Origin of the sequence: Psychroserpens sp. (genome assembly GCF_034670085.1) — a bacterium.
Lineage (GTDB): Bacteria > Bacteroidota > Bacteroidia > Flavobacteriales > Flavobacteriaceae > Psychroserpens.
Genome location: NZ_JAXMOD010000004.1, coordinates 12412 through 26726, shown reverse-complemented (window position 1 = coordinate 26726; position 14315 = coordinate 12412). Strand labels below are relative to the sequence as shown.

The window sequence follows — 14315 nt, the reverse complement described above, 5'->3', positions numbered from 1 at the left end:
TCTTAAACGAGGGTGCAAATATAAAACGTTTAATTAATAATCCAAACCTATTATTGGATATTTTTTTGTTTTTTTGTGATGACTATACTTATGTTTTTAATAATCAATTTATAACAACAAAATGACACTTATTTTAGTAGGATATATGGGTTCAGGAAAGTCTTCTGTTGGTAGAAAATTATCAGAGATTTTAAATTATAATTTTATTGATTTTGATAACTATATTGAAAGCAATGTTAATATGACGGTAAGTGACATATTTAAAGTTAAAGGAGAAATCTATTTTAGAAAACAAGAAAGTCGTTTATTAAAGGAAGTGATAAACAAAAGAAACACCATTGTATCTTTGGGAGGAGGAACACCTTGTTATGGTAATAATTTGAATGTCATAAAAGAAGCGGATTATTCTAAAATGATTTATCTTAAGTCATCTATCCAAAATCTAACTGAACGCTTATTTGCTGAGAAATCTACTAGACCATTAATCTCTCATATTCAAGCCAAAGACAACTTATCAGAATTTATAGGAAAACATTTGTTTGAAAGAGCTCCAATTTATGAGCAATCTGATATGGTAATAAAAACAGATGATTTATCTGTAGTAGACGTTGTAGAATCTATATTACTAAAACTATTTTAAGTACGCTTCAAATTGCTTTCCTGATAAGGTTACTTCAACATGTTCATTTAACGAAGTTGATAGTGAAATACCCTTAAAATCAGCTTTAACAGGGTATTTTTTATGATTCCGATTGACTAAAACTGCAGTTTTAAATTGTTTTAGTGGAACATCCAAAAAATGCTTGACACCATAAATGAGTGTGCTTCCTGAACTTAAAACGTCATCTACTAAAACCAAGGATTTATTTGTATAGTCTTCTTTACTAAGTGATGTTGTAATATCAGCAAGTGGGTTCTTTTTGTCGATGACGACTTTACATAATATTGGTTTAATACCTGATATTTTTTCTAAATTTTGTTTTAGTTTTTTTGCTAGTAAGAATCCATTGTCTTGAACACCTGCCAAAATGATTTCATCTTCATAAACATTACTTTCATAAATCTGGTAAGCAATACGTCTTATTTTGTGTTGAATTTCTTGATGGTTGAGTATAGTATTTTTTGTAATGCTCATGCTAGTTATGATTTTATCAAAGATAAAAAAGAGTTTATGAATGTCTGTTAAATTTTAAATATCTTCTTCAGGCGTTTCATAAAAGTCATCTATATCTCTCCTGTCTTTTTTGGTTGGTCTTCCAACTCCTTTTTTTCTATAATAGTCTTTTGAATATTTTAATAAATCTTTAGCTTCAAAAGCTTCTTTTGGAGTTTTATCTGTTCTATAAATATCTACTAATTTAGCGCCAACTCTACTTTCTGGAAGGTCATTAACTATAATAATATAATTAATCTGATCTTTGCGCAACTCAATTTTATCAGTAGGATAGACCTCTCTACTTGCTTTTACAACTTGGTCATTTACTTTCACATGACCTTTTTTACACGCATTAGTTGCAAGGCTTCTGGTCTTAAAATATCTTACGCACCAAAGGTATTTGTCTACTCGCATATTAAAGTTGTGAAAATGGCGTTAATTGTTTGATGCAAAAATATATATTATTGTATCTTGCAGCCTAAAAATAAGCAATATTGTTTCATTTAAAATAGGTCGCAATATTTTGAATGTATGTTAAAGAAAACAAACCTAATTATGACGTTTAGAAATTCCATAGTGGTTCTCCTACTTTCTGTTTTGTGTTTCACCTCTTGTAAAAAGGATGATGATAGCTTTGAAGTTGCACCACCAAGAGATAGAACAATCCAGCAAGCTGCTGATAAAGATTCTTTATTGAATTATTTGAGTACACATTACTATAATTCTTCCTTTTTTGAAACTCCAGGTAATTATACATACGATGATATTATGATTACTGAGTTACCTACTGATGATAATGGTAATTATCTAGATTTGCCTAATCCGGATATAAACACCTTATTGATTGATGATGTGGAGATACATACTACAGAAATAGTAGATATTGAGTATGAATATTATACCCTTAAACTGAATCATGGTGGAGGAGATGCTCCAAATTCATCAGATACTGTAAACGTTAATTATTTTGGTAACTTATTTGATGGTGAAGATTTCGATAGCACTGCTAATCCAACAAGTTTAGATCTTATTGGTCTAATTCAGGCTTGGAGAGAGGCATTGCCAAATTTTGGAACAGCAGCCAGCCAAGTTGAGAATGAAGATGGAACATTTTCATATAATGATTATGGCTTAGGTGTTATGTTCATACCATCAGGACTGGCTTATTTTAATGTGCCTCCAATTGGTGTTCCGCAATATGCAAATCTTATTTTTAAATTTGAATTATATACCGCTGAACCTAATGATCATGATGCTGATTTTGTAATGTCATTTGTAGAAGATATAAATGGGAATGGTGATGTATATGATGATGATACTGATAGTGATGGTGTGCCAGATTTTATTGATGTAGACGACGATGGTGATGGCGTTTTTACGCGTTTTGAAGATATTGATAATGATGGAGATCCTACTAACGATGATACTGATGACGATGGTATACCTAATTACTTAGATTTTAGTACAGCATTATCCAACCAAGATGATAATTAAATAGAAAAAAGCCGCAATTTGCGGCTTTTTTTATGTGCTTAATTTAATACTATAGTGCAACAGATAAGCTAAGTATTAACTGATCTGGTCTTGTATCAATTCTACTAAATAATCCATTTCCAAGATTGTTATCAATAAAAATAGCTTCGTTATTACTAAAGCCTCGTTCATATCTCAAATCAATTCCAATTTTATTTAGATTCACTCCAATACCAAAGTTCAGTCCAATTGAGAAATCGTCTTCAACGTTATTAATATCAATTCCATCAAATTCAGAATTTAGAATGTATTGTAATGATGGTCCTGCAAAAACACTAACTGGCCCGAGTATTTTTGCTCCAATTAATAAAGGAGCATCAATCTTTTTCATAGAGAAATCATCACTGTCATAACTACTTTTAGTAGCTGTATAGATTAATTCTGGTCGGAAGAAAAGTTGATTTCCAAATTTACCAAAAACACCTATATGATAACCAATATTGCGATCTGGATTTTTGGCATTATCACCAATAGATTCGAAATAATTACCATTGGCATTGTAATTAAGACCTGCTTTAATTCCAAATGAAGTTCCTTCTTGAGCATTAACATTAAAACATAATAACGCTAATACAAATGTGCTAATTACTAATTTTTGCATAATATTCGTTTTTTGTGATTTTTATGTATAATATCAAAAACGTTGCCAAACGACTATTATTTCTTTTTCCTGAAAATAGTCAATTGAGTTAAAAAGGTATAAACAAAAAAATCTAGCTCGTCAAAGCTAGATTTTCATATAATTATGTTACTTAAATATCATTTTCTTTTTAATACCTTTTCCGAAGCGTGTACAATAGCCTTTGCATTAAGACCATATTTATCCATTAATTGCGCTGGTGTACCAGATTCTCCAAAGGTATCATTGGTAGCTACAAATTCTTGAGGTGTTGGATGGTGTTGAGCTAATACTCTAGCTATGCTTTCTCCTAAACCACCTAAATGGTTATGCTCTTCAGCAGTAACTATGCAGCCTGTCTTAGAAACCGAATCTAAAATAGCTTTGTCATCTAAAGGTTTAATAGTATGAATATTGATAACTTCGGCTGAAATTCCCTTTTCATGAAGTGTTTTTGCAGCTTCAAGGGCTTCCCAAACTAAATGACCAGTAGCAACAATGGTGATGTCAGAACCTTCGGTTAATTTAACCGCTTTCCCAATTTCAAATGTTTGATTTTCAGGAGTAAAGTTTGCTACTTTTGGTCTTCCAAATCGTAAGTAAACTGGTCCATGATGTTCTGCAATTGCAATAGTAGCTGCTTTAGTTTGATTGTAATCGCAGGTATTGATTACTGTCATTCCTGGTAACATTTTCATTAAACCAATATCTTCAAGAATTTGATGTGTTGCTCCATCTTCACCTAAAGTTAATCCAGCATGTGATGCACAGATTTTTACATTCTTGTCAGAATATGCAACACTTTGTCTTATTTGATCATAAACACGACCCGTAGAGAAGTTAGCAAATGTTCCTGTAAATGGAATTTTTCCACCAATTGTCATTCCAGCGGCTAAACCAATCATATTGGCTTCAGCAATTCCAACTTGAAAAAACCGTTCAGGATGATTGGCTTTAAAGTCATCCATTTTAAGGGAACCAATTAAATCTGCGCAAAGAGCAACAACATTTGTATTGGTTTTACCTAATTCTGTTAATCCAGCTCCAAAACCTGAGCGTGTATCTTTATTTCCTGTATTTGTATATGTTTTCATTTCGATTTCTTGATTGATGGTTAATAGTCTCCTAACGTTTCAGCATTTTGTGCTAAACCAATTTCTAATTGCTCATCATTTGGAGCTTTACCATGCCAAGCGTGAGTATGCATCATAAAGTCTACACCATTACCCATGACTGTTTTTAGTAATACGCAAACTGGTTTACCTTTCCCTGTTAATGCTTTAGCTTCAGCCATTCCTTTTAAAATAGCTTCAATATCATTACCATGTTCAATATCAACAACAGTCCATCCAAAAGCTTCAAATTTAGCTCTTATACTACCCATCGGTAAGACATCATCAGTTGAACCATCAATTTGTTGTCCGTTTAAATCAATTGTAGAAATGATATTATCAACCTTGTTTGCTGCTGCATACATAATACCTTCCCAGTTTTGACCTTCTTGTAATTCGCCATCACCATGTAAACTGTAAACTAGATGATTGTCGTTATTCAATTTCTTAGTTTGAGCAGCTCCTAATGCAACACTAAATCCTTGTCCGAGAGAACCAGAAGCCACACGAACACCAGGTAACCCTTCGTGAGTTGTTGGGTGACCTTGTGATCTCGTATTAATTAAACGAAAAGTGTTTAATGCGTCAACCGGGAAATATGCTGATCTGGCAAGAACACTATAAAAAACAGGAGAAATATGACCATTGGAAAGGAAGAAAAGGTCTTCACCAATTCCATCCATATCAAAGGTGTCTTTTCTATCCATAATGTCTTGATATAAGGTAACGAAAAATTCAGCACATCCCAAAGAACCTCCAGGATGACCTGAGTTGACTTTGTGTACCATTCGCAATATATCTCTACGAACTTGAGTTGTAAAATCTTGTAATTGTTGTGTATTTGGCATAAAAATAGAGTGAGTAATTTCAGCACCAAAAATAAAGGTTTCATCAGCCTAATCAAAAATAGAAACAGGTCACTTATTAACGATTTCAGTCAGTTGCTAACAATTTAAAAGCGATTTAAAATTATGAATCTGAGTTTTAAGTTTTTAGTCCTATAATTTTATTAAATGTTTAAGACCATAATACATCTAGATAATTATCTTTGCTCACTGAAGTGTCTATTTTATGAATTTTGAATTAAAAGCTAGTGATCCTCAAAGTAAAGCCAGAGCTGGAGTAATAACTACAGATCATGGTCAAATTGAGACACCAATATTTATGCCAGTTGGAACGGTGGCCTCTGTTAAAGGAGTGCACCAACGTGAACTTAAAAATGATATCAATCCAGATATAATTTTAGGTAATACCTATCATTTATTTTTAAGACCACAGACCCCTATTCTGGAAAAAGCAGGTGGCTTGCATAAATTCATGAATTGGGATAGAAACATTTTAACCGATTCTGGTGGTTATCAAGTCTATTCACTTTCAGCCAATAGAAAAATAAAGGAAGAAGGTGTGAAATTTAAATCACATATTGATGGAAGTTATCATGTGTTTACACCAGAAAACGTGATGGAAATTCAGAGGAGTATTGGCGCAGATATTATTATGGCATTCGATGAATGTACCCCTTATCCATGTGAGTATAATTATGCCAAACGTTCGATGCACATGACACATCGTTGGTTAGAGCGTTGTTTAACCCATTTGGATAAAACGCCTTTTAAATATGATTATGAACAAACATTTTTTCCAATTGTTCAAGGCAGTACATATAAAGATTTAAGGCAACAATCTGCTGAATATATAGCAAATGCTGGAGCTCAAGGAAATGCAATTGGTGGTTTGTCTGTGGGTGAACCAGCCGAAGAAATGTATGCCATGACAGATGTCGTTTGTGAGATATTGCCTTGGGATAAACCTAGATATTTAATGGGAGTTGGAACTCCAATTAATATCCTGGAAAACATTGCCTTGGGTGTTGATATGTTTGATTGCGTGATGCCTACTAGAAACGCTAGAAATGGGATGTTATTTACGGCTCATGGTTCTATCAATATTAAAAATCTAAAGTGGGCAGATGATTTTTCTCCTATAGATGAGATGGCAATCACTTTTGTAGATACAGAATACAGCAAGGCTTACCTCAGGCATTTATTTACGGTAAATGAATTATTAGGTAAGCAAATTGCAACGATTCATAACCTAGGATTTTACCTATGGTTGACTAGAGAAGCTAGAAAACATATCTTAGCAGGAGATTTTAGAGAATGGAAAGATAAAATGGTAAAACAAATGGATAAGCGCTTATAATGCTGAAAATACTTGATTGGTACATATTAAAACGTTACTTGTTCACATTTTTGATGATGTTACTACTGTTTATTCCTATTGGAATTACAGTTAATCTTGCTGAAAAAATTGGAAGTATCTTGGCTCATGAAGTTCCTTTTCCAGCAGTAGCACAATATTATTTAGATTTTACTATCTATTTTGCAAACCTATTGTTTCCTATATTTTTATTTTTATCCGTTATTTGGTTTACCTCTAAACTAGCTAACAATACAGAGATAGTTGCGTTTTTAAGTTCTGGTGTGTCTTTCACTAGATTTTTAAGACCTTACTTAATTGGTGCGACTATTGTAGCTGCTTTTGCTTTGATTCTTGGGTTATACATTACTCCAAAAGCTAGTAAAGGTTTTAATGCGTTTAAGTATAAATATTTAAGTAGTAAGAAGGACGTCACGCAAACTCAGAATATTTATCGTCAAATAAATGATAACGACTTTATTTATGTGAGTAGTTTTGATCCAAAATCCAAGCGTGGAAATAACTTCACACTTGAACATTTTGAAGGTAATAAATTGATATATAAAATTTCTGCGAATTCAATTACCTATTCAGATACGATATACAAACTTGTTAATTATGAAAAACGAATTGTTGGAGTTAACAATGATATCATAGAAACAACTCGTAGGAAAGATACTTTATTTCCTTTTGATGTCGACGATTTAACACCTGTGACTTACATTGCGGAAACACTTCAATATGGCGAACTCAATAGATTTATTGAAAAAGAAAAGCGAAGAGGGTCTTCTAATATTGGTCGTTATGAAGTGGTAAAATATAAAAAATGGAGTTTGCCAGTTTCAGTATTTATCCTAACCATAATTGCAGTTGCAGTGTCTTCAGTAAAGAGAAGAGGAGGAATGGGCGTAAATTTGGCCTTCGGAATTACTATTGCGATGGTATATGTGTTTTTTGATAAAGTATTTGGGGTAATGGCTGAGCAATCGGATTTTTCACCAATCATCGCAGTTTGGTTTCCTAATTTGGTTTTTGGTATATTAGCTGCATATCTTCTTTATAATGCTAAACGCTAAAACTAAGAATTATCTTCATCTTCATTTTTTAGTATTTATTGCTGGTTTTACTGCTATTTTAGGTAAAAAAATATCTATAGGTTCGGTTGATTTAGTTTGGTATCGCATGTTAATTGCTGGCATTTTAATGTTCGGATATATTAAGTTTATCAAACTGAAAATAAAAGTTGATACTAAGACTAAACTGAAGTTTTTTGGAGCCGGAATTATTATCGCTTTACATTGGATTACTTTTTTTGAAGCGATTAATCAATCCAACATATCTATTACTTTAGCCATGTTTTCAACTGGAGCCTTTTTTGCGTCATTTATAGAACCCTTAATTTATAAACGACGGATTATTTGGTACGAGATTATTTTCGGAATCATTGTGATTATAGGAGTGTTTCTCATTACTCAAAGCGAAATTAAATATGTAAATGGTATTCTTTTAGGAATTTCCTCAGCGCTTTTTTCAACATTATTCGCAGTAATTAATGGTCGGTTTATAGAGGTACATCAAGCCACAGTGATTTCATTTTATGAATTTATAAGTGGTGTGGTTTTTATAACCCTTTTCATTCTCTTATTCAAAGATGGTTTTAGTTTAGAATTTTTTAGTCTTAGTACTTTAGATTGGATTTACCTATTTATATTGGCTTCAATTTGTACAGCCTATGCCTTTATTGGCGCAGTTGATGTGATGCGATTAATTAGTCCATATACAGTGATTTTAACGTATAACTTAGAGCCTATTTATGGAATTGCTCTAGCACTACTATTGTTTCCTGAAACAGAAATAATGAGTACTCAGTTTTATTATGGCGCTATCTTAATCTTGATAACTGTACTAATGGATGCCTTTTTGAAAAATTATAAACGGAAAAATAAGCTGTCTACAACAAGCGATAAAACTGATTAAAGTTTGTCTTGGTATTATGATATTCATTATTTTTGTTAAACCTCGAAATCGAACTTACCTTTCTCGTGCCTACAATCTAAAAAATATGTAGTTTTGTAAGCTAACTAAAACTAAACAATTGTTTAAATGGAATACTTAGAATTTGAACTTCCTATAAAAGAATTGCAAGATCAACTAGAAAAATGTCAAATCATTGGAGAGGAAAGTGATGTTGATGTCACTGAAACTTGTAAGAAGATTGAAAAAAAATTAGTTGAAACTAAAAAGGATATATATAAAAACCTTACAGCATGGCAACGTGTTCAACTGTCTCGTCATCCAAACAGACCCTATACATTAGATCATATTAAAGCACTTTGTGGTGATTCATTTTTAGAGCTTCATGGCGATAGAAATGTTAAAGACGACAAAGCTATGATAGGTGGTTTAGGTAAAATTGGCGACCAAAGTTTTATGTTCATTGGTCAACAAAAAGGCTACAATACCAAAACGAGGCAATATAGAAATTTTGGTATGTCTAATCCTGAAGGGTATCGTAAGGCTTTGCGTTTAATGAAATCTGCAGAAAAATTTGGAATTCCAGTAGTTACCTTAATAGATACTCCTGGTGCTTATCCTGGTTTCGAAGCTGAAGAACGCGGACAAGGTGAAGCTATTGCAAGAAATATTTTAGAAATGACCCGATTAAAAGTACCAATTATAACTGTTATTATTGGTGAAGGTGCTTCTGGTGGAGCTCTAGGTATTGGTGTAGGAGATCGAGTCATGATGTTAGAAAACACTTGGTATTCTGTAATTTCTCCTGAGTCATGTTCCTCAATTTTATGGCGTAGTTGGGAGTATAAAGAACAAGCAGCAGAAGCGCTTAAGTTAACTGCTCCTGATATGAAAAAATTAAAGCTTGTTGATGAAATTATAAAAGAACCATTAGGAGGCGCTCATACAGATCGTGAAAAGACATTTTTATCTGTGAGAGACGCCATCATAAAAACATATGATAATCTTAAAAACTTATCACCAAAAGAATTGGTGAAACAGCGTATGGATAAATATGCTAATATGGGAGTTTTTAAAGGTTAAACCTTATAAAATAAAGGGTTAAAAAAACTGAAACTTTTTGTTTCGGTTTTTTTTATCACTATCAACAATATATACAAGTTATTAACAGTTAAATTGTTGATGACCTGTTAAGATTGAAAATTTCGTAAATTCAGTTTTAGACCTCAATTGTTTTACATTCGCAGTTATGAAACAACCTAACCAAATACAAGGCTATAAAGTCGATAAAAGCACACTCATAAGCTTGGAGAAAGGAAAAATTCCACCTCAAGCTATTGATTTAGAGGAAGTTGTGCTTGGAGCGATGATGATTGATAAGAAAGGTGTTGATGAGGTTATTGATATCTTAAGTGCAGAAGCTTTTTATAAAGATTCGCATAAACACATTTTTGAAGCTATTTTCAAATTATTTGAAAACAGTGAGCCTATTGACTTATTAACTGTTTCTAGTCAATTAAAAAAAGACGCCAAATTAGATTTGATTGGTGGTGATTTTTACCTTATTTCATTGACCCAAAGGGTATCATCTTCAGCACATATTGAATTTCATGCTCGAATCATTCTTCAAAAATATATTCAGCGTAGCTTGATTAAAATTTCAAACGAAATTATAGAAGAAGCTTACGACGAAACAAAAGATGTATTTGATTTATTAGACAATGCTGAAGCGAAGCTTTACGAAGTTACTCAAGGTAACGTAAAGAAATCCACCGAAACAGCTCAAAGCTTGGTGATTCAGGCTAAAAAGAAAATTGAAGAAATATCTAACAAGGAAGGAATGAGTGGAATTCCAACCGGATTTACAAAATTAGATAGATTAACTTCAGGTTGGCAACCTAGTGATTTAATTATTATTGCTGCTCGTCCTGGTATGGGAAAAACAGCTTTAACGTTGACGATGGCAAGAAATATTGCTGTAGATAGTAATATTCCCGTGGCATTTTTCTCTCTAGAAATGTCCTCTGTTCAATTAATAACTCGTTTAATTTCTTCGGAAACGAATTTGTCTTCAGAAAAATTAAGAACAGGTAAATTAGAAAAGCACGAATGGGAACAATTAAATGTTAAAGTAAAAACCTTAGAGAAAGCGCCTTTATTTATTGATGATACACCATCGTTGTCTATTTTCGATTTGCGTGCTAAGGCTCGACGTTTAGCATCACAATATGGGATTAAAATGATTATGATTGATTACTTGCAATTAATGACAGCAGGTGGAAGTCAAAAAGGAGGTAACCGTGAACAAGAAATATCAACGATTTCTAGAAACCTAAAGGCATTAGCAAAAGAATTAGCTATTCCTGTAATTGCATTATCTCAATTATCACGTGCTGTTGAAACTCGTGGAGGAAGTAAACGTCCGTTATTATCAGATTTACGTGAATCTGGTGCGATTGAGCAAGATGCCGATATTGTAAGTTTTATCTACCGACCAGAATACTACAAAATTGATGAATGGGATGATGATGATCGTTCACCAACAGAAGGTCAAGGTGAATTTATTGTCGCGAAACATAGAAATGGTGGTTTAGAAAATATCAGATTGAAATTTATTGGCCACTTAGGTAAGTTTGATAATCTTGACGATTTTGATACGCCTTTTGGTGAATTTCATTCTAAAATGAATGCAGCAGCCAATGACGATACGTTTAAGCCAGATAATTTCCCTTCAGCTAACGATGCTTTTGGTGCTCCTGAAGATGATGATAATGATGTGCCTTTTTAATGTTTTTTAGGCAAGAATAGGAACAGATTAACTAACTTTACTTTTTACAATTAAGAATAGACAATTGCCTCATGTTAGAAGAAAGACGTACGACTAATACACTCTTATTATTTATAGTAATTCCTTTAGTATTTTATTTACTGAAAATTCTATCTTTTATATTTATTCCTTTGTTCTCATCAATGTTTATTGCATTGTTATTTCTGCCTTTAATGCGATGGTTAAGTAGAAGAAATGTGCCTAGATTGTTAAGCATCATTATCGTAATCTCTTTAATTGCTATTGGTGTTTTTATTGGTGTAGAATTGGTGCAATTATCTAGTCGGCAAATCTTAACTAACAATACTGGTTTTTTTGGTAAAGCCGAAATTAAAATCCATGATTTGATGCTATATTTACAGAATAAATTTGGAATAGATTATAGTTCAGATACTAACATTTTTGCACAGTTTTTTGAAAAAGAAAATATAGGATCTACCTTCGATTTTATACGAAAGTTTTTGACCAACATATTGATGATTACCTTTTTTACCATTTTATGGTTATCAGAATCTATCAACATGCACAAGGTTATGAACAATACCATTTTAAAACGCAAGCATACGTCTATAAAGGCCTTTATGAAAATTGAAAAGGACTTGATTACTTTTATTAAAGTTAAGTTCATGGTAAGCTTATTTACTGGAATTTTTACAGGTTTAGCTTGTGTGTTTTTTGATGTGAGCTTTCCGATTTTCTGGGGACTTTTTGCCTTCTTGATTAATTTTGTACAAATGGTTGGCTCATTCATTTCGGTGATTCTTTTATCCATATTTGCTTTTGTTGAACTTGATCCAACGAGTACCTTATTTTTCTTTATTTTATCAATTACTGGAGTTCAAGTTGTGTTTGGGGCTATTTTAGAGCCAATATTTATGGGAAAATCCTTCTCAATAAATGTGATAACAGTTCTAATTATGCTTATGCTTTGGGGTTTTATTTGGGGTATTCCAGGTTTAATAATGGCCATTCCAATTACTGTTTTCGTTAAAATTATTTTAGAACAATTTCCAGGAACTAAAGTTATTGCATCATTGTTGTCTGGACCAGAACGGTCTATAACACCACGCAAATAAAAGGAGAAGTCTTAAGTCTAAAAAACAAAGGTGTCTTTATCCTTTTTTCTTATCTTTCAGAATCATATTTAACTTCATTTAAATGGTTCATGGTACGCATAATGCTGTTTCTGACAACAGGAATAAGGACATAAAGATTTACATCAATGGTGAATTTTTCAAAAGAGAAGATGCAAAAATATCAGTGTTTGATAGTGGTTATCTTGTTGGTGATGGCATTTGGGAAGCCTTACGGCTGCACCAAGGTGTTTTAGTTTTTCTTGAAGATCATTTAGAACGTTTATGGACGTCTGCGGCAACTGTTGGTATGTCGTTTCCTTTTACAAAAGATGAGCTCACTCAAACCATATGGAAAGTCCTTAATGAAAACAACATGTCAGATCACGTTCATGTTAGAATTATGATTACACGTGGTATTAAAAAAACACCATCTCAAGATCCTCGACTTACGATTTCAGGCCCAAATATTGTTATCATTCCTGAATACAAAAGAGCTTCCGAAGAAAGTAAAGAAAAAGGAATCACGTTATTTACTAGTACCATTAGAAGAGGGTCTCCAGATTATCTAGATCCAAGATTAAATTGTCACAGTAAACTTCATGAGGTTCAGGCATTAATTCAAGCTATTGAAGCAGGAGCAGATGAAGCCTTAATGCTTGATGTTAATGGTTTTGTGTCTACGTGTAATGCGACGAACTTCTTTGTCATTAAAAAGGGAGAAGTTTGGACGTCTACAGGTCAATATTGCATGAATGGAATCACTAGAGCCAAAGTGATAGAAGCTTGCCTTAAAAACGGAATAGTCTGCCATCAAAAAGACTTTTCATTATTTGATGTGTATGGCGCAGATGAAGCGTTTGTGACAGGAACTTTTGGCGGTTTGACACCTGTTACCAAAATCGATGGAAGGCGAATTGGTGAGAAGGTTTATGGTGATATGACCAGAAAACTTTCCGGTTTATATCATGAATTAATTGAAGACGCTATTGCTAATGAAAAGTAATTCCATTAAACGAATTTCGATGTGGTCTGGCCCAAGAAATATTTCTACAGCTTTAATGTATAGTTTTGCCCAACGTCAGGACACAAAGGTGTTTGATGAACCTTTGTATGCTTATTATTTGAGAAACTCTATTGCTAAAACGTATCATCCTGGTTCTGATTCTATTTTAGAAACTATGGAAAATGATGGTAATAAAGTTGTAGATATGATGCTAAATTATGCTGAAAAACCAGTATTGTTTTTTAAGAATATGACTCATCATCTTTTAGATTTAGATCGAGGTTTTATGAGCGGATTGTACAATGTGATTTTGACTAGAGATCCCGAAGAAATGCTACCTTCTTTTGCTAAAGTGATTGAACATCCAACAATGACTGATGTTGGTTATAAAATGCATATGGATTTGGTGGATTATTTTGAAAAGAACACCATAAAATATGTAGTTTTAGATGCTAAAAACGTATTGTTAAATCCGGAAGGTGTTCTGAAACAACTTTGCAATCATATTGATATTCCTTTTGATAAAAACATGTTAAGTTGGCAACCACAAAAGCTTGAAGAAGATGGAGTTTGGGCAAAATATTGGTATGATAATGTACATAAATCTTCTAAATTTTCATCATACAAACCAAAGACAGATCCTTTTCCTCAGCATTTAATGCCGTTATTGAATGCGTGCAAGCCTTATTACAATAAATTATCACAATTAGCATTATCCTAAAAAAGTATCATTTCAACTAAAAAACCTAAAACTATATTAAAGCGTTTAGTTTGGGACTAATTTTTGAGTATCTTTCGATTATGAAGAAGAGATTC

Annotated in this window: 15 protein-coding genes; 10 read left to right on the top strand and 5 right to left on the bottom strand. The window is 32.7% G+C overall.

Translation table 11 applies throughout. The annotated features are described in order from the left end of the window. Nucleotides 1-121: 121 nt before the first annotated feature. Nucleotides 122-640 (top strand): shikimate kinase, encoded by a 519-nt coding sequence (locus VOI25_RS07880; protein WP_323788511.1) that lies wholly within the window; start codon nt 122-124, stop codon nt 638-640. Here the strand turns inward: VOI25_RS07880 and VOI25_RS07875 are convergent. Both VOI25_RS07875 and VOI25_RS07870 read right to left on the bottom strand, forming a co-directional pair. Continuing rightward, on the bottom strand, nt 632-1135 hold the full coding sequence (locus tag VOI25_RS07875) for a phosphoribosyltransferase family protein (protein ID WP_323788510.1): 504 nt from the start codon (nt 1133-1135) through the stop codon (nt 632-634). The two genes, VOI25_RS07880 and VOI25_RS07875, sit on opposite strands and share 9 nt — an antisense overlap. Nucleotides 1136-1189: 54 nt before the next feature. Then, on the bottom strand, nt 1190-1570 hold the full coding sequence (locus tag VOI25_RS07870; protein WP_323788509.1) for an RNA-binding S4 domain-containing protein: 381 nt from the start codon (nt 1568-1570) through the stop codon (nt 1190-1192). Nucleotides 1571-1687: 117 nt separating this feature from the next. Here VOI25_RS07870 and VOI25_RS07865 point away from each other — a divergent pair, with 117 nt between their 5' ends. After that, entirely contained in the window at nt 1688-2650 is a 963-nt protein-coding gene (locus VOI25_RS07865; protein ID WP_323788508.1) for a hypothetical protein, read from the top strand. Between the two features lie 49 nt (nt 2651-2699). Here the strand turns inward: VOI25_RS07865 and VOI25_RS07860 are convergent, their stop codons facing one another. The 3 genes from VOI25_RS07860 to VOI25_RS07850 all read right to left on the bottom strand — a co-directional run bounded on the left by VOI25_RS07860 (nt 2700) and on the right by VOI25_RS07850 (nt 5268). After that, nucleotides 2700-3290 (bottom strand): porin family protein, encoded by a 591-nt coding sequence (locus VOI25_RS07860; protein WP_323788507.1) that lies wholly within the window; start codon nt 3288-3290, stop codon nt 2700-2702. 158 nt (nt 3291-3448) lie between these two features. Beyond that, entirely contained in the window at nt 3449-4402 is a 954-nt protein-coding gene (locus tag VOI25_RS07855; protein WP_323788506.1) for a transketolase family protein, read from the bottom strand. A 20-nt stretch (nt 4403-4422) separates the two neighbouring features. Next, nucleotides 4423-5268: a transketolase gene (locus VOI25_RS07850; protein WP_323788505.1), complete on the bottom strand. Its 846-nt coding sequence runs from the start codon at nt 5266-5268 to the stop codon at nt 4423-4425. 223 nt (nt 5269-5491) lie between these two features. Here VOI25_RS07850 and tgt point away from each other — a divergent pair, with 223 nt between their 5' ends. The 8 genes from tgt to VOI25_RS07810 all read left to right on the top strand — a co-directional run bounded on the left by tgt (nt 5492) and on the right by VOI25_RS07810 (nt 14220). Next, nucleotides 5492-6622, top strand: a complete 1131-nt coding sequence (gene tgt, locus VOI25_RS07845; RefSeq protein ID WP_323788504.1) for a tRNA guanosine(34) transglycosylase Tgt — start codon at nt 5492-5494, stop codon at nt 6620-6622. Then, nucleotides 6622-7695, top strand: coding sequence for an LptF/LptG family permease (locus tag VOI25_RS07840; protein WP_323788503.1), 1074 nt, complete (start codon nt 6622-6624; stop codon nt 7693-7695). Before tgt ends, VOI25_RS07840 begins: the two co-directional genes overlap by 1 nt. Next, entirely contained in the window at nt 7682-8596 is a 915-nt protein-coding gene (locus VOI25_RS07835; RefSeq protein ID WP_323788502.1) for a DMT family transporter, read from the top strand. Before VOI25_RS07840 ends, VOI25_RS07835 begins: the two co-directional genes overlap by 14 nt. 126 nt (nt 8597-8722) lie before the next feature. After that, nucleotides 8723-9676, top strand: a complete 954-nt coding sequence (locus tag VOI25_RS07830) for an acetyl-CoA carboxylase carboxyltransferase subunit alpha (protein WP_323788501.1) — start codon at nt 8723-8725, stop codon at nt 9674-9676. Nucleotides 9677-9842: 166 nt separating this feature from the next. Next, nucleotides 9843-11381 carry a replicative DNA helicase gene (dnaB, locus tag VOI25_RS07825; protein WP_323788500.1) on the top strand — a complete coding sequence of 513 codons (1539 nt, stop codon included), beginning with the start codon at nt 9843-9845 and terminating at the stop codon, nt 11379-11381. Nucleotides 11382-11452: 71 nt separating this feature from the next. Beyond that, entirely contained in the window at nt 11453-12496 is a 1044-nt protein-coding gene (locus tag VOI25_RS07820; protein WP_323788499.1) for an AI-2E family transporter, read from the top strand. An 82-nt stretch (nt 12497-12578) separates the two neighbouring features. Then, nucleotides 12579-13499, top strand: coding sequence for an aminotransferase class IV (locus VOI25_RS07815; protein ID WP_323788498.1), 921 nt, complete (start codon nt 12579-12581; stop codon nt 13497-13499). After that, complete coding sequence (locus tag VOI25_RS07810) at nt 13489-14220, top strand: sulfotransferase family protein (protein ID WP_323788497.1); 732 nt, start codon at nt 13489-13491, stop codon at nt 14218-14220. The genes VOI25_RS07815 and VOI25_RS07810 overlap by 11 nt, the downstream gene beginning before the upstream one ends. Nucleotides 14221-14315 lie beyond the last annotated feature (95 nt).

What these genes read in the sequence shown, in the direction of transcription:
- VOI25_RS07875 (WP_323788510.1), bottom strand. Translation starts at nt 1,135, where the DNA reads ATGAGCATTACAAAAAATACTATACTCAACCATCAAGAAATTCAACAC.
- dnaB (WP_323788500.1), top strand. Translation starts at nt 9,843, where the DNA reads ATGAAACAACCTAACCAAATACAAGGCTATAAAGTCGATAAAAGCACA.
- VOI25_RS07815 (WP_323788498.1), top strand. Translation starts at nt 12,579, where the DNA reads ATGGTTCATGGTACGCATAATGCTGTTTCTGACAACAGGAATAAGGAC.
- VOI25_RS07835 (WP_323788502.1), top strand. Translation starts at nt 7,682, where the DNA reads ATGCTAAACGCTAAAACTAAGAATTATCTTCATCTTCATTTTTTAGTA.
- tgt (WP_323788504.1), top strand. Translation starts at nt 5,492, where the DNA reads ATGAATTTTGAATTAAAAGCTAGTGATCCTCAAAGTAAAGCCAGAGCT.
- VOI25_RS07865 (WP_323788508.1), top strand. Translation starts at nt 1,688, where the DNA reads ATGTTAAAGAAAACAAACCTAATTATGACGTTTAGAAATTCCATAGTG.
- VOI25_RS07860 (WP_323788507.1), bottom strand. Translation starts at nt 3,290, where the DNA reads ATGCAAAAATTAGTAATTAGCACATTTGTATTAGCGTTATTATGTTTT.
- VOI25_RS07855 (WP_323788506.1), bottom strand. Translation starts at nt 4,402, where the DNA reads ATGAAAACATATACAAATACAGGAAATAAAGATACACGCTCAGGTTTT.
- VOI25_RS07830 (WP_323788501.1), top strand. Translation starts at nt 8,723, where the DNA reads ATGGAATACTTAGAATTTGAACTTCCTATAAAAGAATTGCAAGATCAA.
- VOI25_RS07820 (WP_323788499.1), top strand. Translation starts at nt 11,453, where the DNA reads ATGTTAGAAGAAAGACGTACGACTAATACACTCTTATTATTTATAGTA.
- VOI25_RS07840 (WP_323788503.1), top strand. Translation starts at nt 6,622, where the DNA reads ATGCTGAAAATACTTGATTGGTACATATTAAAACGTTACTTGTTCACA.
- VOI25_RS07850 (WP_323788505.1), bottom strand. Translation starts at nt 5,268, where the DNA reads ATGCCAAATACACAACAATTACAAGATTTTACAACTCAAGTTCGTAGA.
- VOI25_RS07810 (WP_323788497.1), top strand. Translation starts at nt 13,489, where the DNA reads ATGAAAAGTAATTCCATTAAACGAATTTCGATGTGGTCTGGCCCAAGA.
- VOI25_RS07870 (WP_323788509.1), bottom strand. Translation starts at nt 1,570, where the DNA reads ATGCGAGTAGACAAATACCTTTGGTGCGTAAGATATTTTAAGACCAGA.
- VOI25_RS07880 (WP_323788511.1), top strand. Translation starts at nt 122, where the DNA reads ATGACACTTATTTTAGTAGGATATATGGGTTCAGGAAAGTCTTCTGTT.